The 20,091-nt window shown below is 61.2% G+C and carries 14 protein-coding genes; 9 read left to right on the top strand and 5 right to left on the bottom strand.

Going from position 1 to position 20,091, the window contains the following annotated elements; all coding sequences use genetic code 11:
• The first annotated feature begins 475 nt into the window (after positions 1 to 475).
• From fadB to ACZ5M5_RS09865, 6 genes are all read left to right on the top strand, one after another.
• Entirely contained in the window at positions 476 to 2,623 is a 2,148-nt protein-coding gene (gene fadB / locus ACZ5M5_RS09840; RefSeq protein ID WP_060738413.1) for a fatty acid oxidation complex subunit alpha FadB, read from the top strand.
• A gap of 30 nt (positions 2,624 to 2,653) precedes the next feature.
• Positions 2,654 to 3,829 carry an acetyl-CoA C-acyltransferase FadA gene (gene fadA / locus ACZ5M5_RS09845; protein ID WP_024618393.1) on the top strand — a complete coding sequence of 392 codons (1,176 nt, stop codon included), beginning with the start codon at positions 2,654 to 2,656 and terminating at the stop codon, positions 3,827 to 3,829.
• A 108-nt stretch (positions 3,830 to 3,937) separates the two neighbouring features.
• A complete protein-coding gene (locus ACZ5M5_RS09850) occupies positions 3,938 to 4,174 on the top strand; it encodes a DUF1653 domain-containing protein (protein WP_060738411.1) in 237 nt (78 codons plus the stop codon).
• Between the two features lie 115 nt (positions 4,175 to 4,289).
• Entirely contained in the window at positions 4,290 to 6,902 is a 2,613-nt protein-coding gene (gene topA / locus ACZ5M5_RS09855; protein WP_060738410.1) for a type I DNA topoisomerase, read from the top strand.
• 236 nt (positions 6,903 to 7,138) lie between these two features.
• Positions 7,139 to 7,663 carry a DUF6586 family protein gene (locus ACZ5M5_RS09860; RefSeq protein WP_103308812.1) on the top strand — a complete coding sequence of 175 codons (525 nt, stop codon included), beginning with the start codon at positions 7,139 to 7,141 and terminating at the stop codon, positions 7,661 to 7,663.
• A 106-nt stretch (positions 7,664 to 7,769) separates the two neighbouring features.
• Positions 7,770 to 8,003, top strand: coding sequence for a hypothetical protein (locus tag ACZ5M5_RS09865; RefSeq protein WP_003183419.1), 234 nt, complete (start codon positions 7,770 to 7,772; stop codon positions 8,001 to 8,003).
• 71 nt (positions 8,004 to 8,074) lie between these two features.
• Here ACZ5M5_RS09865 and sulA read toward each other — a convergent pair whose 3' ends face one another.
• Both sulA and lexA read right to left on the bottom strand, forming a co-directional pair.
• Positions 8,075 to 8,548, bottom strand: a complete 474-nt coding sequence (sulA, locus tag ACZ5M5_RS09870) for an SOS-induced cell division inhibitor SulA (RefSeq protein WP_464738951.1) — start codon at positions 8,546 to 8,548, stop codon at positions 8,075 to 8,077.
• A gap of 10 nt (positions 8,549 to 8,558) precedes the next feature.
• Positions 8,559 to 9,167: a transcriptional repressor LexA gene (gene lexA, locus ACZ5M5_RS09875; protein WP_003199651.1), complete on the bottom strand. Its 609-nt coding sequence runs from the start codon at positions 9,165 to 9,167 to the stop codon at positions 8,559 to 8,561.
• Between the two features lie 241 nt (positions 9,168 to 9,408).
• On the opposite strand from lexA, the gene ACZ5M5_RS09880 reads away from it, so the two are divergent.
• Positions 9,409 to 10,116, top strand: a complete 708-nt coding sequence (locus ACZ5M5_RS09880; protein WP_013692622.1) for a TetR/AcrR family transcriptional regulator — start codon at positions 9,409 to 9,411, stop codon at positions 10,114 to 10,116.
• Positions 10,117 to 10,299: 183 nt separating this feature from the next.
• A complete protein-coding gene (nagZ, locus tag ACZ5M5_RS09885) occupies positions 10,300 to 11,298 on the top strand; it encodes a beta-N-acetylhexosaminidase (RefSeq protein ID WP_177431707.1) in 999 nt (332 codons plus the stop codon).
• A 273-nt stretch (positions 11,299 to 11,571) separates the two neighbouring features.
• On the opposite strand, the gene ACZ5M5_RS09890 is transcribed toward nagZ, so the two are convergent.
• Genes ACZ5M5_RS09890 through mfd form a run of 3 tightly spaced genes read right to left on the bottom strand, consistent with a single transcriptional unit; the run spans position 11,572 to position 18,303 of the window.
• Entirely contained in the window at positions 11,572 to 14,265 is a 2,694-nt protein-coding gene (locus ACZ5M5_RS09890) for a DEAD/DEAH box helicase (RefSeq protein ID WP_060738406.1), read from the bottom strand.
• Positions 14,266 to 14,276: 11 nt separating this feature from the next.
• On the bottom strand, positions 14,277 to 14,843 hold the full coding sequence (locus ACZ5M5_RS09895; RefSeq protein ID WP_265035847.1) for a peptidoglycan binding protein CsiV: 567 nt from the start codon (positions 14,841 to 14,843) through the stop codon (positions 14,277 to 14,279).
• 10 nt (positions 14,844 to 14,853) lie between these two features.
• Positions 14,854 to 18,303: a transcription-repair coupling factor gene (gene mfd, locus ACZ5M5_RS09900; RefSeq protein ID WP_060738404.1), complete on the bottom strand. Its 3,450-nt coding sequence runs from the start codon at positions 18,301 to 18,303 to the stop codon at positions 14,854 to 14,856.
• 168 nt (positions 18,304 to 18,471) lie between these two features.
• Between mfd and ACZ5M5_RS09905 the strand changes: the two genes are divergently transcribed.
• On the top strand, positions 18,472 to 19,935 hold the full coding sequence (locus ACZ5M5_RS09905; RefSeq protein WP_060738403.1) for a glyceraldehyde-3-phosphate dehydrogenase: 1,464 nt from the start codon (positions 18,472 to 18,474) through the stop codon (positions 19,933 to 19,935).
• Positions 19,936 to 20,091 lie beyond the last annotated feature (156 nt).

Genomic DNA, 20,091 nt, shown 5'->3' on the forward strand with positions numbered 1-20,091 from the left:
CCGACAGTCTCATCGGGCGGGTTGGCCAGGCAGGCCGGTAATCCATCTCGTGTCAGGGCGTGCGTTCGCAGCGCCCTTCATTTCGCAAAATTCAATCGCATTCCCGACAGCTTAGTCGGCTGGATCCGGTCTGTCTGGAATTAGGGCGATTTTTCTAATGATTGATTCTATGAATGGCTGCTCATGCGGCGCCGTGTTGCGGATCCGTAGGGTACGGAAATGACCGTAAAGTCGCGTTCACGCCTGTGTTTAGGGCGATTGACAATTGTCGGAAATTCCGTGAAGGTGACGTACCCAAATCAAACGGGCGTATGAATTGAGCGTTTGTATTTTCAGACGGCTCCTACAGACCCCGACTATCGCGTTGACGGGTGTGCCTGGCGGATTGGCGTAGCATCGACGGTAACGTCAATGCCGAACCAGCAGCCAGCGTCCAACGTGTACTGTTCAGCTTCCATATCGTGGAGATCAGTTGATGATTTACGAAGGTAAAGCCATCACGGTTAAGGCTCTTGAAAGTGGCATCGTCGAACTGAAGTTCGACCTCAAGGGTGAGTCCGTCAACAAGTTCAACCGTCTAACCCTGAATGAATTGCGTCAGGCCGTAGACACTATCAAGGCAGATGCTTCGATCAAGGGTGTGATCGTCAGCAGCGGCAAGGACGTGTTCATCGTCGGTGCCGACATCACCGAATTCGTCGACAACTTCAAGCTGCCCGATGCCGAACTGATCGCTGGCAACCTCGAAGCCAACCGTATTTTCAGCGACTTCGAAGACCTCAACGTACCGACCGTCGCGGCCATCAACGGCATCGCCCTGGGGGGCGGCCTGGAAATGTGCCTGGCGGCGGATTACCGCGTCATGGCCACCACGGCCAAGATCGGCCTGCCGGAAGTCAAGCTGGGCATCTACCCGGGCTTTGGCGGCACCGTGCGCCTGCCGCGCCTGATCGGTGCCGACAACGCTATCGAGTGGATTGCCGCCGGCAAGGAAAACCGTGCCGAAGACGCGCTGAAAGTCGGTGCCGTGGATGCCGTGGTCGAACCTGGCAAGCTCCATGAAGCGGCCCTTGAAACCATCAAGCGTGCCATCAGCGGTGAGTTCGACTACAAGGCCAAGCGTCAGCCGAAGCTGGAAAAGCTCAAGCTCAACGCCATCGAACAAATGATGGCCTTCGAAACCGCCAAGGGTTTCGTGGCCGGTCAGGCAGGCCCGAACTACCCGGCGCCGGTCGAAGCGATCAAGACCATCCAGAAAGCCGCGAACTTCGGTCGCGACAAGGCCCTGGAAGTCGAGGCCGCCGGCTTCGTCAAGCTGGCCAAGACCTCGGCTGCACAAAGCCTGATCGGTCTGTTCCTCAACGATCAGGAACTGAAGAAAAAGGCCAAGGCCTACGACGAAATCGCCCGTGACGTGAAGCAGGCCGCCGTGCTCGGCGCCGGTATCATGGGGGGCGGCATCGCCTACCAGTCGGCGTCCAAAGGCACGCCGATCCTGATGAAGGACATCAACGAACACGGGATCGAGCAAGGCCTGGCCGAAGCCGCCAAGCTGTTGGTCGGTCGTGTCGACAAAGGTCGCATGACCGCCGCGAAGATGGCCGAAGTGCTCAACGGCATTCGTCCGACCCTGTCCTATGGCGATTTCGGCCATGTCGACCTGGTGGTCGAAGCGGTTGTCGAGAACCCGAAGGTCAAGCAGGCGGTACTGGCTGAAGTCGAAGACAAGGTCAAAGAGGACACCATCCTCGCCTCGAACACCTCGACCATCTCCATTTCGCTGCTGGCCAAGGCCCTCAAGCGTCCGGAGAACTTCGTCGGCATGCACTTCTTCAACCCGGTGCACATGATGCCGCTGGTGGAAGTGATCCGTGGCGAGAAGTCCAGCGAACTGGCGGTGGCCACCACCGTGGCCTACGCCAAGAAAATGGGCAAGAACCCGATCGTCGTCAACGACTGCCCGGGCTTTTTGGTCAACCGTGTGCTGTTCCCGTACTTCGGCGGTTTCGCCAAGCTGGTCAGCGCCGGTGTGGACTTCGTGCGCATCGACAAGATCATGGAAAAATTCGGCTGGCCGATGGGCCCGGCGTACCTGATGGACGTGGTCGGCATCGACACCGGCCACCATGGTCGCGACGTGATGGCTGAAGGTTTCCCGGACCGCATGAAGGACGACCGTCGTTCGGCTGTCGACGTGCTCTACGAAGCCAAGCGCCTGGGCCAGAAGAACGGCAAGGGCTTCTACGCCTACGAGACCGACAAGCGCGGCAAGCAGAAGAAAGTCGCCGACTCGTCGGTGCTGGAAGTGCTCAAGCCGATCGTCTACGAGCAGCGCGAAGTCACCGACGAGGACATCATCAACTGGATGATGATCCCGCTGTGCCTCGAAACCGTGCGTTGCCTGGAAGACGGCATTGTCGAAACCGCCGCCGAAGCCGACATGGGTCTGGTCTACGGTATCGGTTTCCCTCCATTCCGTGGCGGTGCGCTGCGTTACATCGATTCGATCGGTGTGGCCGAGTTCGTTGCCCTGGCTGACCAGTACGCTGATCTGGGCGCGCTGTACCACCCGACCGCGAAGCTGCGTGAGATGGCCAAGAACGGCCAGCGTTTCTTCGGTTAAGCGCCCAACGACTAGAGCGAGAGAACATTTATGAGCTTGAATCCTAGAGACGTCGTGATCGTCGACTTCGGTCGTACGCCGATGGGCCGCTCCAAGGGCGGCATGCACCGCAACACCCGCGCCGAAGACATGTCGGCGCACCTGATCAGCAAGCTGCTGGAGCGCAACGTCAAGGTCGACCCGAACGAAGTCGAAGACGTGATCTGGGGCTGTGTGAACCAGACCCTGGAGCAGGGCTGGAACATCGCCCGCATGGCCTCGCTGATGACCCAGATTCCTCACACCGCGGCGGGCCAGACCGTCAGCCGCCTGTGCGGTTCGTCCATGAGCGCACTGCACACCGCCGCCCAGGCGATCATGACCGGCAACGGTGATGTGTTCGTCGTCGGTGGTGTCGAGCACATGGGCCATGTGAGCATGATGCACGGCGTCGATCCGAATCCGCACATGTCGCTGTACGCGGCAAAAGCCTCGGGCATGATGGGCCTGACTGCGGAAATGCTCGGCAAAATGCACGGCATCACCCGCGAACAGCAGGACGCCTTCGGCGTGCGCTCCCACCAGCTCGCCCACAAGGCGACAGTGGAAGGCAAGTTCAAGGATGAAATCATCCCGATGCAGGGCTACGACGAGAATGGCTTCCTGAAGCTGTTCGACTACGACGAAACCATTCGTCCGGAAACCACCCTGGAAAGCCTGGCGGCCCTCAAGCCAGCCTTCAATCCGAAGGGCGGCACCGTGACAGCCGGTACTTCGTCGCAAATCACCGACGGTGCCTCGTGCATGATCGTGATGTCGGCCCAGCGTGCCCAGGACCTGGGTATCCAGCCGATGGCGGTGATCCGGTCGATGGCCGTGGCGGGTGTGGACCCGGCGATCATGGGCTATGGTCCAGTACCGGCCACGCAGAAAGCCTTGAAGCGCGCAGGCCTGGGTATTGCCGATATCGACTTCTTCGAGCTCAACGAAGCTTTCGCCGCACAGGCCCTGCCTGTGCTGAAAGATTTGAAAGTGCTCGACAAGATGAACGAGAAGGTTAACCTGCACGGCGGCGCGATCGCCCTGGGTCACCCGTTCGGTTGCTCCGGTGCGCGTATCTCCGGCACGCTGCTCAACGTCATGAAGCAGAATGGCGGCACCTTCGGTGTGTCCACCATGTGCATTGGCCTCGGCCAGGGCATCGCCACTGTCTTCGAACGCGTCTAAGCGTTGCGTCGATGGAAGCCGGGGCCAAGTGCCCCGGTTTTTGTTTTTTCCGGGTTTAGTAGAAAAATTTTGTTTTTATTTTGAAAAGATTTGAGTGAGGGCCAAGACATGCCGATACAACCTGGGCTCTACCAGCATTACAAAGGTCCGCAGTACCGCGTATTCAGCATCGCGCGGCATTCCGAGACCGAAGAAGAAGTGGTGTTCTATCAAGCCCTGTATGGCGATTACGGCTTTTGGGTGCGTCCCTTGAGCATGTTCCAGGAGTCCGTCGAGGTTGACGGCGAACAGGTGCCACGCTTTGCTTTGGTGCAGGCCGAGGAGAGCATTTTTTCCACGCCTTGAGGCCGGCATGCGGGCAACCCTGCGCTTGACCTCACCTTGCAGCCACTATATATAGCGGTGCCGCGTCAGGCGCCAACCGCCTTTCACTTTTTAGAATTCAGGAATTTTCTGATCCATGGGCAAATCGCTGGTCATTGTGGAATCCCCGGCTAAGGCCAAGACCATCAACAAGTATCTGGGCAACCAATACGTGGTGAAGTCGAGTATCGGCCATATCCGAGACCTGCCCACCAGCGGTTCGGCTAGCGCCAGCAAGGAGCCAGCCGCCAAGCGCGGCAAGGCTGCTGCCGGTGAAGTGCCGGCGCTGTCGCCCAAGGACAAGGCGCGCAAGCAGCTGGTCTCCCGCATGGGGGTCGATCCGGAACACGGCTGGAAAGCCAAGTACGAGATCCTCCCGGGCAAGGAAAAGGTCATCGAAGAGCTGCGCCGGCTCGCCAAGGATGCCGACACCATCTATCTCGCGACGGACTTGGACCGCGAAGGGGAAGCCATTGCCTGGCACCTGCGCGAAGCCATCGGTGGGGATGACAGCCGCTACAAGCGCGTGGTGTTCAACGAAATTACCAAGAAGGCCATCCAGGAAGCCTTTTCCCAACCGGGCGAGTTGGATATCGATCGGGTCAACGCCCAGCAGGCGCGTCGCTTCCTCGACCGCGTGGTGGGCTACATGGTCTCGCCGCTGCTGTGGGCCAAGATCGCCCGTGGCCTGTCGGCTGGTCGCGTACAGTCGGTTGCGGTGAAGCTGGTGGTGGAGCGCGAGCGTGAGATCCGCGCGTTCATCCCTGAAGAGTACTGGGAAGTCCACGCCGACCTCGGCACCGCCAAGGGCGCGACCGTGCGCTTCGACGTGGCCCGCGAGAAGGGCGAGGCCTTCAAGCCACTCAACGAAGCCCAGGCCATGGCGGCGCTGGAGAAGCTCAAGGCTTCCAGCTACAGCATCGTCAAGCGCGAAGACAAGCCGACCAGCAGCAAGCCGTCGGCGCCGTTCATCACCTCCACGCTGCAACAGGCCGCAAGCAACCGCCTGGGCTTTGGCGTGAAGAAGACCATGATGATGGCCCAGCGTCTGTACGAAGCCGGCTACATCACCTATATGCGTACCGACTCGACCAACCTGTCGGTCGATGCGGTGGCGATGGCGCGCACTTATATAGAAAGCGAATTCGGCAAGAAGTACCTGCCGGACACGCCGAACGTCTACAGCAGCAAGGAAGGCGCGCAGGAGGCTCACGAAGCGATTCGTCCGTCCGATGCCAACACCGAGCCAAGCAAGCTGTCGGGCATGGAACGTGACGCCGAGCGTCTCTACGAGCTGATCTGGCGCCAGTTCCTGGCTTGCCAGATGCTGCCGGCGCAATACCTGTCGACCACGGTCAGCGTTGGTGCTGGTGACTTCGAGTTGCGTGCCAAGGGCCGCATCCTGAAGTTCGACGGCTACACCCGCGTCATGCCGCAAATCACCAAGCCTGGGGATGACGACGTCCTGCCGGACATGGCCCAGGGCGACGTGATGAAGCTGATCAAGCTCGATCCGACCCAGCACTTCACCAAGCCGCCGGCCCGTTACTCCGAAGCCAGCCTGGTCAAGGAAATGGAAAAGCGCGGCATCGGTCGTCCTTCGACCTATGCCGCCATCATTTCCACCATCCAGGACCGCGGTTACGTGGCGCTGCACAACCGTCGTTTCTATTCGGAAAAGATGGGTGACATCGTCACCGAGCGTTTGTCCGAGAGCTTCTCGAACCTGATGGACTACGGCTTCACCGCCGGCATGGAAGAGAACCTCGACGATGTGGCCCAGGGCGAGCGGGACTGGAAAAACGTTCTCGACGAGTTCTACGGCGACTTCAAGAAAAAACTTGAAGTGGCGGAGAGCCCGGACAACGGCATGCGGGCCAACCAGCCGGTCATGACCGACATCCCGTGTCTCACCTGCGGACGTCCGATGCAAATCCGGACTGCCTCGACCGGTGTCTTCCTCGGTTGCTCGGGCTACAGCCTGCCGCCCAAGGAACGCTGCAAGGCGACGGTCAACCTGGTGCCGGGCGACGAAATCGCCGCGGACGACGAGGGCGAATCGGAATCCCTGGTGCTGCGTGGCAAGCATCGCTGCCCGATCTGCAGCACGGCGATGGATGCCTACCTGCTGGATGAGAAGCGCAAGCTGCACATCTGCGGTAACAATCCGGACTGTGCCGGCTACGAGATTGAAGAGGGCACTTATCGCATCAAGGGCTACGAAGGCCCGAGCCTGGAATGCGACAAGTGTGGCAGCGAGATGCAGCTCAAGACCGGCCGTTTCGGCAAGTTCTTCGGCTGCACCAACCCGACCTGCAAGAACACGCGCAAACTGCTCAAGAGCGGTGACGCAGCGCCGCCGAAGATGGACCCGGTGAAGATGCCTGAGCTCAAATGCGAGAAGGTCAACGACACCTATATCCTGCGCGACGGTGCCTCTGGCCTGTTCCTGGCGGCCAGCCAGTTCCCGAAAAACCGTGAGACCCGTGCGCCATTGGTGATGGAGATCGTGCCGCACAAGGACGAAATCGATCCGAAGTACCATTTCCTCTGTGAGGCACCACAGAAGGATCCGGAAGGACGCCCGGCGGTCATTCGCTACAGCCGCAAGACCAAGGAGCAGTATGTGCAGACCGAAGTCGACGGCAAGCCGACCGGCTGGAAGGCGTACTACGATGGCGGTAAATGGACCGTTGAAGACAAGCGCTGATCGCCAGGGCTTGTCTGGAGGGCGGGGTTGAGGCTCTTGTGGCGAGGGAGCTTGCTCCCGCTGGCGGCGCAGCCGCCCTCTACAATCGCTAAATCTGCATGGACTTGACAAAAAGGCCGCATGACAACCCATAGGTTTTCATGCGGCCTTTTTGTTTTTGGCTTGCAGTGGCCTCGGTTGATCCACGACACTGTCGCACTTGCGTGAAGCTTTCATTTCGTTGGGGAGATGCCGCCATGGCCCACGAACTCTATACCCGCACCAATCAGAAAATCTATTTCGCCGGCCTGTCGCTCGAAGCACTCACCAGGGCCGAGGACGGGCGTGCGATGAATTCCCCGGCGCTGCTCCAGGCAGGGCGTGAGTCCGCGCTGTTTCACCTGTACGGTGCATTGTTGGGGTTGTGCCATGAAATCGCCGGTTTCTATCGCCTGCCACAAGCGAACGCCCCGCGAGCCGAGTTGCTGTTGACCCGCGAAGTGCTGGAAACCATCGCGATTCCGGAGCTGGCCGAAATGGTCGAGTTGGCGCATAACCCGGAAACCTGGCTTGCGAAGTTATTGGCGGCCCATGCGGCGCTGTTCGAGCCGCCCCGGGCCCCGCGCAAGCCCAAGGGGGACGTGACCCAACCGTTGATCGTGGCGGTCAATCTGGATGAGCAAGACCCGGAGCAGGAGCTGAGTCGGGAGGAGCTGGAGAGCTGGCGCCAGAACCTCAAGAGCCTGGCGATACGCTTTCGTGAAGGGTTGAACGAGTGCTGAGTTTCTCCTCGGCCCGTTACGTTCGTTGATAACGCTTGGTCAAGATCCCGAGCGGAGCCTGGCCGATGACTATATAATCCTCGCCTTTCGTGGAGAACAGACTTTTATGCCTACGTCCTTTCTAGAAATTGTCGAACTTCCTGATGGCCGCATCGAGCTGCGCAGGGCCGAGGACGAGGGTTCTCTGGTGACCTTGAACTTCTCCGAAGATGCCAAGGTATTCCTCCAGGGCCAACACGTCGAAGTCGCCAAGGCGATGCTGAGCGTGGGCGTCCAGATGGCAGGTCGCCTGGTTGAAGGCGAATTCAACAAGGAAGAGGGGCCGCGGGTTCTTCACTGATCCCGTCTGTCGGCTTTTTTGAATAGTGTGGCTGGTCGGCTTCTCTACTTTGGAGAAGCCCCGCGTTTGTCTTAGCCCAATCGAATATTCAGGCTTTGTGCGTCCCCGGTGCGGGCGGCGCTGATCAACTGTTGCCGTGCGGCCGTGGTCAGTGGGTTGAGCCAGCTGACCACGGTGTGGCTACGGCCCAGACGCAAGGCCTCGCAAGTCAACTGTTGGGCGCTTTGGGTGCCCCTCGGCTGCAGCAACAGGATGCGCTCACGGTTCAGGCCGGCGTCACGCAGCCAGGCCTGGGTAACGCTGGCCGGTGGGGCGATCAGCGTCAACCAGCGAGCATCCTGGTCCTGGCTGAGTTCTCGCAGAATCGGCGCCAACAGGTTCAGGCAGTTTCCGGCCGCACCACGTAACGACAGTTCGCTGAAGGCCTCGGGTTCGACGCCCCAGGGCGACTCGATGACCTCTTTCAGGGCTGGAACCAGCGGTTGGGCCATGAATGCCTCGAACAGCGGAAGTTGTGTGTGTTGTGGTGTGTGAGGGAACTGCATAAAGCCTCCTTTAGCGGCGAATGACGCCGACGCTCAAGCCTTCGATGACCAGGTCCTGATCTTTCAGGTTCACTTCGATGGGGGCGAACTCCGGGTTCTCGGCAATGAGCCAGACCTTACTGCCGTCGCGCTTGAAGCGCTTGACGGTCACCTCGTCACCGATTCGCGCCACCACGATCTGGCCATTGCGGGCTTCGCGGGTGGTGTGGACGGCCAGGAGGTCACCGTCGAAGATGCCGATGTCCTTCATGCTCATGCCGTGTACACGAAGCAGGTAATCGGCCCGGGGATGAAAGAACGAAGGGTTGATGTTGCAGGATTCCTCGACGTGCTGCTGGGCAAGGATCGGTGCGCCCGCCGCGACTCGGCCGATGATCGGCAGGGTGGTTTCGTCGGCCTTGGCTTCGAAGCCGGGGATACGAATGCCACGGGATGCGCCCGGGGTCATTTCGATCGCGCCCTTGCGCGCCAGCGCCTTGAGGTGTTCTTCAGCCGCGTTGGGCGACTTGAAACCCAGTTCCTGTGCGATTTCCGCACGGGTCGGCGGGTAGCCGTTGTCTTCGAGGCAGCGTTTGATGAAGGCCAGAATCTCTGCTTGGCGTGGCGTCAGCTTTAGCATATTGATCGCTCTGTCTTTTTATACAGTGACTGGGATTATATACAGTGAACGCCACTTGGCAATCCTCCTTTTTCCACAGGCCGCTGGACGGTCGGTCGGGTTGTGGGATGGGGCAGGGCTACCCCCTGTGAAAAGGTGTGGTTAAATACGTGACCGGGCGTTCGCAAAACGCCCCGGCAGGCTTGACAACCCCTGGGCTGAAACGTATGTTTCAAACAAGTGTTTGTCAGGCGGAGTAACCATGGCCCAGTCGGAAACCGTTGAACGCATTCTCGATGCTGCCGAGCAGTTGTTCGCGGAAAAAGGTTTCGCCGAAACCTCATTGCGTCTGATCACCAGCAAGGCCGGGGTCAACCTGGCGGCGGTGAATTATCACTTCGGCTCGAAAAAGGCCTTGATCCAAGCGGTCTTCTCACGCTTCCTCGGGCCTTTCTGCCTCAGCCTCGATCGTGAACTGGAGCGGCGCCAGGCCAAGCCTGACGTCAAGCCTACCCTGGAAGAGCTGCTGGAAATCCTGGTCGAGCAAGCCCTTGTCGTGCAACCGCGCAGCGGTAACGACCTGTCCATTTTCATGCGCCTGCTGGGCCTGGCCTTCAGCCAGAGCCAGGGCCACCTGCGGCGATACCTGGAAGACATGTACGGCAAGGTGTTCCGTCGCTATATGCTGTTGGTCAACGAAGCCGCACCGCGCATCCCACCCATCGAGTTGTTCTGGCGAGTGCACTTCATGCTCGGCGCCGCCGCGTTCAGCATGTCCGGGATCAAGGCGCTGCGGGCCATCGCTGAAACCGATTTTGGCGTGAACACCTCGATCGAGCAGGTGATGCGCCTGATGGTGCCGTTCCTGGCGGCCGGCATGCGTGCCGAGAGTGGCGTCACCGATGAGGCCATGGCGGCCGCGCAACTGCGTCCACGCAGCAAATCGACGCCGGCGCTGGCCAAGGCTTGAGTGCACGGGTGGGCGCGGCTGCCCACATCCGCTAAGCTAGCCGCCCATGCCGACTCTCGTTTCGAACCCGTTCCATTCTTTAGTGCATGACCGCGACCTGCCGGGCCCTGGGCCTGGCAGTTTGCTCATGCCTGTGTCGCCGCTCGGGTTCATCGTTATTAAGGAAATGCTATGACTGCTGGCCTGCAAGGCTCGTTGATGGTGGACGTCGCCGGTACCTGGCTGACGGCCGAAGATCGCCACCTGTTGCGCCAGCCAGAAGTAGGCGGCCTGATCATTTTTGCCCGCAATATCGAGCATCCGCGGCAGGTGCGCGAGCTGAGCGCGTCGATCCGCGCCATTCGTCCCGACCTTTTACTGGCGGTGGACCAGGAAGGTGGTCGCGTTCAGCGGCTGCGCCAGGGCTTTGTGCGGTTGCCGGCGATGCGGGCGATAGCCGACAACCCGAACGCTGAATACCTGGCCGAGCAGTGCGGCTGGATCATGGCCACCGAAGTGCTGGCGGTCGGTCTCGACTTGAGTTTTGCCCCGGTGCTGGATCTCGACTATCAGCGCAGCGCCGTCGTCGGCAGTCGTTCCTTTGAAGGCGACCCCGAGCGCGCGGCGTTGCTGGCCGGTGCCTTCATCCGTGGCATGAGTGCCGCCGGCATGGCCGCCACCGGCAAGCACTTCCCGGGGCATGGCTGGGCCGAGGCCGATTCCCATGTGGCGATTCCGACCGATGAGCGCAGCCTCGAACAGATTCGGGCCAACGACCTGGTGCCGTTTGCCAGGTTGAGCAAGCAACTGGCCGCCGTGATGCCGGCCCATGTCATCTATCCGCAGGTTGACGCCAATCCAGCCGGGTTTTCCCGCCGCTGGTTGCAGGACATCCTGCGCGGCGAGTTGCAATTCGAGGGCGTGATCTTCAGTGATGATCTGTCGATGGCCGGTGCGCATGTGGTCGGTGATGCCGCCAGTCGTATCGAGGCGGCGTTGACGGCGGGTTGCGACATGGGGCTGGTGTGTAATGATCGCGCCGCCGCGGAGTTGGCCTTGAGCGCTGCCCAACGCCTGAAGGTCAAGCCTTCGGCGCGGATCGCCCGTATGCGCGGCCAGGCCTATGCTTCAACGGAATATCGCCAGGACCCTCGCTGGCTGGCGGCGCTCGGCGCGCTGAGGGCTGCCCAGCTGATTGATTAGCGCTGAGCAATGTGGGAGGGCATACAGTCAACATCTACGCCCGCTGAACCACCACTATCGCGAGCAAGCTCGCTCCCACATTGGAAGTGTGGTGGACTCAGGTTATATGAACACCGCCTCTCCCCTGTGAGAGCCGAGCTTGCTCGCGATGACGGCAGCACAGTCAGCCTCTGCACCCGCTGAACCACCGCTATCGCGAGCACAGTCAACATCCGCACCCGCTGAACTACCGCTATCGCGAGCAAGCTCGGCTCCCACAGGAATTGAGGGGGGTCAGCGCTTTTCCAGTTTGTCCGGCAGCGGCGCGAACAGCGCTTCGATATCGTCGCTCTGCAATTTCCAATCTCCGGCCACGCGTCCGTCCAGCACGCCGGCCGCGAGGTCGGACTTTTCCTTTTGCAGCAGCTGGATTTTCTCTTCCACCGTGCCTCGGGCTATCAGCTTGTAGACGAACACCGGCTTCTCCTGGCCGATGCGGTAGGCTCGGTCGGTCGCCTGGTTTTCGGTGGCCGGGTTCCACCACGGGTCGTAGTGAATCACCGTGTCGGCCTCGGTCAGGTTCAGGCCTACACCACCGGCCTTCAGGCTGATCAGAAAGATCTGACGCTTGCCACTCTGGAACTCCTTGACGGGCGTGCGACGGTCCCGGGTCTGGCCGGTCAGGATGGCGTAATCGACGCCGCGTTTCTTCAGCTCATCTTCAATCAGCGCCAACATGGACGTGAACTGGGAGAACAGCAGCACCCGACGGCCTTCTTCAAACAGCTCGTCGAGCATTTCCATCAGGCTGTCGAGCTTGCCCGAGGTGCTGCCTCGGGCGGGCAGGGTGGCGTCGTTGATCAGGCGCAGGTCGCAACACACCTGGCGCAGCTTGAGCAGCGCCTCAAGAATGATGATCTGGCTGCGGGCCACGCCTTTGCGCGTGATCTCGTCGCGGACCTTCTTGTCCATCGCCAGGCGCATGGTTTCGTAGACGTCGCGCTGGGCATCGCTGAGTTCGACCCAATGGATGATCTCGGTCTTGGGCGGCAGCTCGGTCGCCACTTGTTCCTTGGTCCGGCGCAGCAGGAAGGGTTTTATCCGACCGTTGAGGTGCTGCAGTCGTACATCGCTGCCGCGCTTTTCGATCGGTACGCGGTAATCGCGGTTGAAACTCTTGACGTCCCCGAGCCAGCCCGGCAGCAGGAAGTGAAACAACGACCACAATTCGCCCAGGTGGTTTTCCAGGGGCGTACCGGACAGGCACAGCCGCTGGCGGGCGTTCAGCTCGCGGGCGGCCTGGGCGGCTTTGCTGGTGGGGTTCTTGATGTACTGGGCTTCATCGAGGATCAGCACGTGCAATGGCTGCGCGGCCAGGCGCTCGACATCCTTGGGTAGCAAGGCATAGGTGGTGAGGACCAGGTCGTAATCGGCCAGTCGTTCGAAATGCTTTTTGCGCCCGGCGCCATACAGGGCCAGTACCTTGAGTTGCGGTGTGAAGTGAGCGGCTTCGTCGAGCCAGTTGGGAATCAGGCTGGTGGGCATCACCACCATGCACGGGCGATCGAGACGCCCAGCGTTTTTTTCACTGAGAATATGCGCCAGGGTCTGTAGGGTTTTACCCAGGCCCATGTCGTCCGCGAGGATGCCGCCGACTTCCAGCTGCCGCAGTGATTGCATCCAGCTCAAGCCTTCTAGTTGATAAGGCCGTAGCGTCGCGTTCAGGCCTTCCGGCGCGGTGGTGGTGTAATCCTTGATGTCCCGCAGGCGCTGGGCCAGGCCGCGAATGTGTTCGCCACCTTCCCAGGTCAGTGGCATGTCCTGCAGCGGGTTCAGGCGCAAGGCGTCCGCGCTGTTGAGGCGCAGTTTGGTGGTGCCGGGTTCTTGCAGGTAGAACTCGCCCAGGGTCGCCAGCACCGGTTTCAGGCGGCCATAGGGCAGGGCCACCTGCTGCGGACCGAACTCAGAGTTCGGGCGGTTGGGCAGGTTGACCAGAATCAGTTCATCGTCCCGACGCCGGGCCAGGCGTTCCGGGTTGAACAATTCGATGTGCGAACGCATCAGGTTCAGCAGGATCGGCAGCAGGCTCAGGCGCTCGCCATTGACGATGATCCCCAGTTCCAGGTCGAACCAATCCCGTTCCGGTGTTTCCTCGACCGTGGCGTACCATTCGTCCACGGCCGTCAGGTCGAAGCCGAAGTCCTCGTCGATCTGCAATTCCCAGCCCTGGGTGCGCAGTTTCGGCAGGTCGTTGAGGGTGAACGTCAGCCAGGCGCTGTCGTTGACCATTTCGTACAGTTCGCCAGCGCTTTCCGGCAGGGCCTTGCTTTGTCGGGTCGCGACCTTGAAACCGAGGATTCGCAGCTGTTCGCGGTAGGACTGTTCCACATCGGTGTGGCGTTTTATCCGCAGCGTCTGGGTTTCCTGGCGAATCAGCACGTCGGTGTTGCGCTGGCCGCTGACGTACTCGTCCAGATAGCTGAAGGACAAGGCGGCGCGGTGCTGGATGTAGCGTTGCATCTTGCCGTTGCGTGGCTCGAAGGCGCTGAACTCGATACTGGCCAGCCACAGGCGCGGCACCGGTTGTATGTTGTCCACCAGCACTTGCGGTGGGGCCTTGGGGCTGCGGTTGTCCAGCACGGCCTGGAGTTTTTCCAGCAATTGCGCGTCTTTTTCGGCGGCCGGGTAGGCCAGGGTTTCCTGGACTTGCAGCAACACCGCCGCGCAGTGCTTGCAGTTGATGCGCACCGGGCAGGAGCACGCGGCTTCGAGCAGAATCAGCGCGCCCTTGGCTGACTCTTTAAGGCGAATGGTCTGACGGTAGACGTTGCCGCCAGAGCCTTCGCAACTGGCGGTGATGGTGCTGTCGCCGGCCTCGACGATCCTGACGCGGTTTTCCAGCGCATAACGGCGCCCGCGCTCCAGGCTCTGTTCCTTGAATCGATTGACCCAGGAAGGTGCCAGGGGTTTGCTCAGGGGCGAGGGCATAGGCGCGCCAATCAGTCCGGAATGACTTCAGGTGCCTGCCGTGGCGCGGGCGCGGTCAGCGAGGTGATCTTGATCAGCAGGCCGAGGTGGCCGTTATCGAGGAAATTCAGTTGGCCATTCTTGGTATGGCTCTGCTGTTTGAGGCGCTCGCTGGCAGTGACCAGGCCATTGGCGTCGATCTGGTTGATCCAGAAATCGGCATCCACGTCGGTGAAACGGCCCAGTTTCAGTTCCAGGGTGCCCTCGATGGGAAATTGCCCAAACTGTTCGGCACCATCGCTGATGGCGACTTTGCGGCCCTGTTCACCGAGGGTCTGCTGCCAGGCCTTGTGCATCAATACCGTGTATTGGCCGCTGGTGGTGAGTTTCTCGACGATGTTGCCCATGGCCGGCGTGCGCTGGCTGTCCGCGCCCAGGCGTTGCGCGCCGGCGTCCCAGTCTTCCGGCGCGGCGCGGCTGACAATCGCCGGCTCGGCGTTCTGGCGGACCAGAATCATTTCAACCTGATACAGGTCGTCGGCAAACGCCAGGGGAGCGACCAGGGTCAACAGCAAGGTCAGTGAGCGAAACAGGCGCATGGGGCGTCCTTCAAGCAGTGGTCGGAGTGAGGCGCTCGAACAGCGCCTCTACGGTATTGAAACGCTCTTCCGCGCGTTCCATGGGCACCATGAATTTGAACATCGTGGCCCCTTCGAATTTGTAGCGTTTGGGCTGGCCTTGGATCAACTTGATCAGCACCAGCGGGTCGACCGGAGTCTGGGCTTCGAACTCGATCCGGCCGCCGTTGGGGCCGCCATCGACTTTCTTGATGCCCAGTTGCTCGGCCTTGAGCTTGAGCAGCGTGGTTCGCACCAGGTTCTTGGTCGGTTCCGGCAGCAGGCCGAAGCGGTCGATCATCTCCACCTGCAGGTCCTTGAGGCCTTCCTCGTCGCTGGCCGAGGCGATGCGTTTGTAGAGAATCAGCCGTGCGTGGACGTCCGGCAGGTAGTCTTCCGGGATCAACGCCGGCACGCGCAGATTGATTTCCGGTCCACCGCCCAGGGGTTGATCGAGGTTCGGCTGCTCGCCCTTGCGGATCGACTTGACCGCGCGTTCGAGCATTTCCATGTACAGGGTGAAGCCGACGGCCTGGATCTGGCCGCTCTGGCCGTCGCCGAGCAATTCGCCGGCACCGCGGATTTCCAGGTCGTTGGTGGCCAGCACGAAGCCGGCGCCGAGGTCCTGGGTATTGGCGATGGCTTCCAGGCGCTTTTCCGCATCCGGGGTGATCTGCTGGCGCGGAGGCGTCAACAGGTAGGCATAGGCCTGGTGGTGGCTACGACCGACCCGGCCGCGCAACTGGTGCAGTTGGGCCAGGCCGAACTTGTCGGCGCGCTCGATGATGATGGTGTTGGCGCTCGGCACGTCGATGCCGGTCTCGATGATGGTCGAGGCGATCAGCACGTTGAAGCGTTTGTGGTAGAAGTCGCTCATCACCTGTTCGAGTTCACGTTCGCGCATCTGCCCGTGGCCGATGCCGATGCGCGCTTCCGGCACCAGTTCGGCCAGGTCGGCGGCGCATTTCTCGATGGTCTTCACGTCGTTGTGCAGGTAATAGACCTGGCCACCACGCAGCAGCTCACGCAGCAGGGCTTCCTTGACCGTGCTTTTGTTCTGCTCCATGACAAAGGTGCGCACCGACAGGCGTCGGGCCGGCGGCGTGGCGATGATCGACAGGTCACGCATGCCCGACACCGCCATGTTCAGCGTGCGTGGGATCGGCGTGGCGGTCAGGGTCAGGATGTCGACTTCGCTGCGCAGGGCCTTGAGCTGTTCTTTCTGGCGCACGCCAAAACGGTGTTCTTCGTCGATGATCACCAGCCCCAGGTTCTTGATCTTCACGTCGTCCTGCAGCAGCTTGTGCGTGCCGATGACGATGTCGATCTTGCCCTCGGCCAGTTCGGCCACGGCGGCGTTCACTTCCTTGGTGGATTTGAAGCGGCTCATCACTTCCACGGTCACCGGCCAGTCGGCGAAGCGGTCGCGGAAACTGTTGTAGTGCTGCTGGGCGAGCAGGGTGGTCGGGACCAGGATCGCCACCTGCTTGCCACCGTGCACGGCAATGAACGCGGCGCGCATCGCCACTTCGGTCTTGCCGAAGCCCACGTCGCCGCACACCAGTCGGTCCATGGGCTTGGGCGCGAGCATGTCGGCGCGCACGGCTTCGATGGTGGTCTGCTGGTCGACGGTTTCTTCGAACGGGAAACCGGCGCTGAAGGTTTCGTAGTCGGCTTTCGGATCGGCGAAGGCGTAGCCCTCGCGGGCGGCGCGACGGGCGTAAATGTCCAGCAGTTCGGCGGCCACGTCGCGCACCTGTTCGGCCGCCTTGCGCTTGGCTTTCTGCCAGGTTTCCGAGCCCAGGCGATGCAGTGGGGCGAGGGCGTCGTCGCTGCCGGTGTAGCGGGCGATCAGGTGCAGGTTCGCCACCGGTACGTAGAGCTTGGCGCCCTCGGCGTATTCCAGGGTCAGGAACTCGGCGGCCTGGTTGTCGATTTCCAGTGTCGCCAGGCCCAGGTAGCGGCCCACGCCGTGGTCGATGTGCACCACCGGCGCGCCTTCGCGCAGCTCGGTGAGGTTCTTGATGACGGCGTCGTTGGCGGCGTCGGCGCGTTTCTCGCGACGGCGGCGCTGCATGACGCGCTGGCCGAACAAAGGACTTTCCGCCACCAGTGCCAGGGCCGGGTCATCCAGGACCAGGCCGTCGTTCAACGGCGCGATGGTGATCGCCAGGCGATCCTTGCCGGCGACGAAGTCCGGCCAACTGTCCACTGTCTTCGGCCGCAGCTTCAGGCGTTCGAGCAGTTCCAACAGCACTTCGCGACGCCCCGCGGATTCGGCGGTGAACAGGACGCGACCGGGGAATGCGTCGAGAAAGCTCGCCAGTGCCGCCAATGGCTGCGTGGCCTTGGCTTCGATGGCCAGGTCCGGCAACGCCTTGGCCGGGAAGCGTTCACGGCCGACGCCGGTTTCCACGTCCTGCTGGCTTGCCACCACCCGCGGCCAGCTCTTGAGGCGGGCAAAGCAGTCTTCCACCGGCAGGAACAGCTCGGCCGGCGGTAATAAAGGCCGGGAAGGATCGACGCGACGCTCTTCGTAGCGGTTGCGCACGTCGTTCCAGAAGTTTTCCGCCGCCTGCTCGATGCCCGGCAGGGAGAACACCTGGGTGTCCTGGGGCAGGTAATCGAACAGGGTGGAGGTTTCTTCGAAAAACAGCGGCAGATAGTACTCGATGCCGGCGGGGGTGATCCCGCTGCTCAGGTCCTGGAAGATCGGGCAGCGGCGGAAATCCACGTCGAAACGTTCGCGAAAGCGTGCCTTGAAGCGGGTCACGGCGTCTTTTTGCAGCGGGAACTCCTTGGCCGGCAACAGGCGGATCGACTGCACTTTATCGATGGACCGCTGGTTTTCCGGGTCGAAAGTGCGCAGGGTCTCGATTTCGTCGTCGAACAGGTCGATGCGATAAGGCAGTTTGCTGCCCATCGGGAACAGGTCGATCAAGGCGCCGCGTACCGCGAACTCGCCGTGCTCGTACACCGTGTCGACGCAGCGATAGCCACTGGCCTCAAGGCGGGTGCGCATTTGCTCGACATCGAGCTTCTGGCCGATGTCCAGCACCAGGCTGCTGCCAAGCAGGAATTGGGTCGGAGCCAGGCGATGTAGGGCCGTGGTGATCGGCACTACCAAAACGCCATGACTGAGCTCCGGCAGCCGATAAAGGCTGGCGATTCGCTGGGAAATGATGTCCTGGTGCGGTGAAAACAGATCGTAGGGCAGGGTTTCCCAGTCCGGGAAATGCAAGACCGGCAAATCCGGAGCGAAAAAACTCAGCTCCTGTTCCAACCGTTCGGCGCTTTGGCTGTCGGCGGTCAGCAGCAGGGTAAAACGCTTTGCAGCGCTGGCAGCCTCGGCGATGGCCAGGCTCAGGGCGGCACCGGGCAGGTTGCCCCAGTGCTGTTTACCTGCCGCGGCAGGGAGAAGCGGAAGACGCAGAACGGGCACGGAAGATTGAGCTCCAGCATTGCGACAAAGTCGACAATTGTAGCGGGGGAAGGGGGCTGCTGTCAGTCGCAGACTACCCTGGCCGGCAGGAAAACCACGGCGCGACGGGCGCGCATTGCTCCGCCGAGGACTCGGCGGCATAATGTAGCCCCTTTTTTCAGCCCCTACATGTGGAAGGTTACCGTGACTCAGAAGCCCGACCAGTGTCTTGGTGAATGGATTGATCGTGAAGCGCTCGCCGAAGCGATGATCCCTCTCATCGGTCAGCTCTACCGCAATAACAACGTGGTGAGCTCGATCTATGGCCGCAGCCTGATCAACCAGTCTGTCATCGCGATCCTCAAAGCCCACCGCTTTGCTCGCCACCGTTCTTCCGACGACAGCGAACTCTCCGTCCACGAAACATTCCCTCTGCTCAAGGCCATGAGCGAGCTCAAGCTCGGCGCGGCGTCGGTGGACCTGGGCAAGTTGGCGTTCAAATTCCGCAACGAAGGCAATGGCCGTAGCGCCGAGCAGTTCGTGCGTGAAGAGATGGCTGATGTGGTTGGCCAGCAGAACGTTTCGGCTCGCAAAGGCACTGACGTGGTCCTGTACGGCTTCGGTCGTATCGGCCGTCTGCTGGCGCGCATCCTGATTGAAAAAACCGGTGGTGGCGACGGCCTGCGCCTGCGGGCCATCGTGGTGCGCAAGGGCGCCGAGAACGACCTGACCAAGCGTGCCAGCCTGCTGCGCCGTGACTCGGTCCATGGTTCCTTCAACGGCACCATCACCATCGACGAAGAAAACAACACCATCACTGCCAACGGCAACCTGATCCAGGTGATCTACGCGAAGAACCCGACCGAGGTGGACTACACCCAGTACGGTATCAAGGATGCGCTGCTGGTGGACAACACCGGTGTATGGCGTGACGCCGAAGGCCTGGGCCAGCACCTGGCCTGCCCGGGTGTCGACCGCGTTGTCCTGACCGCGCCAGGCAAGGGCAAGCTGAAGAACATCGTTCACGGCATCAACCACGGTGACATCACCGCTGATGACAAGATCGTCTCCGCCGCCTCTTGCACCACCAACGCCATCGTGCCGGTGCTCAAGGCAGTGAACGACAAGTTCGGCATCGTCAACGGTCACGTCGAAACGGTTCACTCGTACACCAACGACCAGAACCTGATCGACAACTTCCACAAGGGCGATCGCCGTGGCCGCAGCGCCGCGCTGAACATGGTCATCACCGAGACCGGTGCCGCCACCGCCGCCGCCAAGGCCCTGCCTGAACTGGCCGGCAAGCTGACCGGCAACGCGATCCGCGTGCCGACGCCGAACGTGTCGATGGCCATTCTCAACCTGAACCTCGAGAAAGCCGCCACCCGTGAAGAGATGAACGAGTACCTGCGCTACATGGCGCTGCACTCCGATCTGCATAAGCAGATCGACTTCGTCAATTCCCAGGAAGTGGTGTCCACCGACTTCGTGGGTTCGCGCCACGCCGGTGTCGTGGATGCCGAGGCAACCATCAGCCAAGATAACCGCGTTGTCCTGTACGTCTGGTACGACAACGAGTTCGGTTACAGCTGCCAGGTGGTTCGCGTGATGGAAGACATGGCCGGGGTAAACCCGCCAGCGTTCCCGCGCTAAGCCTTAGCCGCTTGTGAAAACGCCCCGACTTGTCGGGGCGTTTTTTTTGTCCGGGTTTTGTGGTGTCTGGGCTGGCCTCATCGCGAGCAAGCTCGCTCCCACAGTTTGATCGTGTACATCCTGTGGGAGCGAGCTTGCTCCGGGCGGCGATCCGAC

Source organism: Pseudomonas sp. Van50 (assembly GCF_055390755.1).

Excerpts from the sequence above, each read along its gene's own strand:
- topA (WP_060738410.1), top strand. The coding sequence starts at position 4,290 with ATGGGCAAATCGCTGGTCATTGTGGAATCCCCGGCTAAGGCCAAGACC.
- ACZ5M5_RS09860 (WP_103308812.1), top strand. The coding sequence starts at position 7,139 with ATGGCCCACGAACTCTATACCCGCACCAATCAGAAAATCTATTTCGCC.
- fadA (WP_024618393.1), top strand. The coding sequence starts at position 2,654 with ATGAGCTTGAATCCTAGAGACGTCGTGATCGTCGACTTCGGTCGTACG.
- ACZ5M5_RS09895 (WP_265035847.1), bottom strand. The coding sequence starts at position 14,843 with ATGCGCCTGTTTCGCTCACTGACCTTGCTGTTGACCCTGGTCGCTCCC.
- ACZ5M5_RS09880 (WP_013692622.1), top strand. The coding sequence starts at position 9,409 with ATGGCCCAGTCGGAAACCGTTGAACGCATTCTCGATGCTGCCGAGCAG.
- sulA (WP_464738951.1), bottom strand. The coding sequence starts at position 8,548 with ATGCAGTTCCCTCACACACCACAACACACACAACTTCCGCTGTTCGAG.
- fadB (WP_060738413.1), top strand. The coding sequence starts at position 476 with ATGATTTACGAAGGTAAAGCCATCACGGTTAAGGCTCTTGAAAGTGGC.
- lexA (WP_003199651.1), bottom strand. The coding sequence starts at position 9,167 with ATGCTAAAGCTGACGCCACGCCAAGCAGAGATTCTGGCCTTCATCAAA.
- ACZ5M5_RS09905 (WP_060738403.1), top strand. The coding sequence starts at position 18,472 with ATGTGGAAGGTTACCGTGACTCAGAAGCCCGACCAGTGTCTTGGTGAA.
- ACZ5M5_RS09865 (WP_003183419.1), top strand. The coding sequence starts at position 7,770 with ATGCCTACGTCCTTTCTAGAAATTGTCGAACTTCCTGATGGCCGCATC.
- ACZ5M5_RS09890 (WP_060738406.1), bottom strand. The coding sequence starts at position 14,265 with ATGCCCTCGCCCCTGAGCAAACCCCTGGCACCTTCCTGGGTCAATCGA.
- ACZ5M5_RS09850 (WP_060738411.1), top strand. The coding sequence starts at position 3,938 with ATGCCGATACAACCTGGGCTCTACCAGCATTACAAAGGTCCGCAGTAC.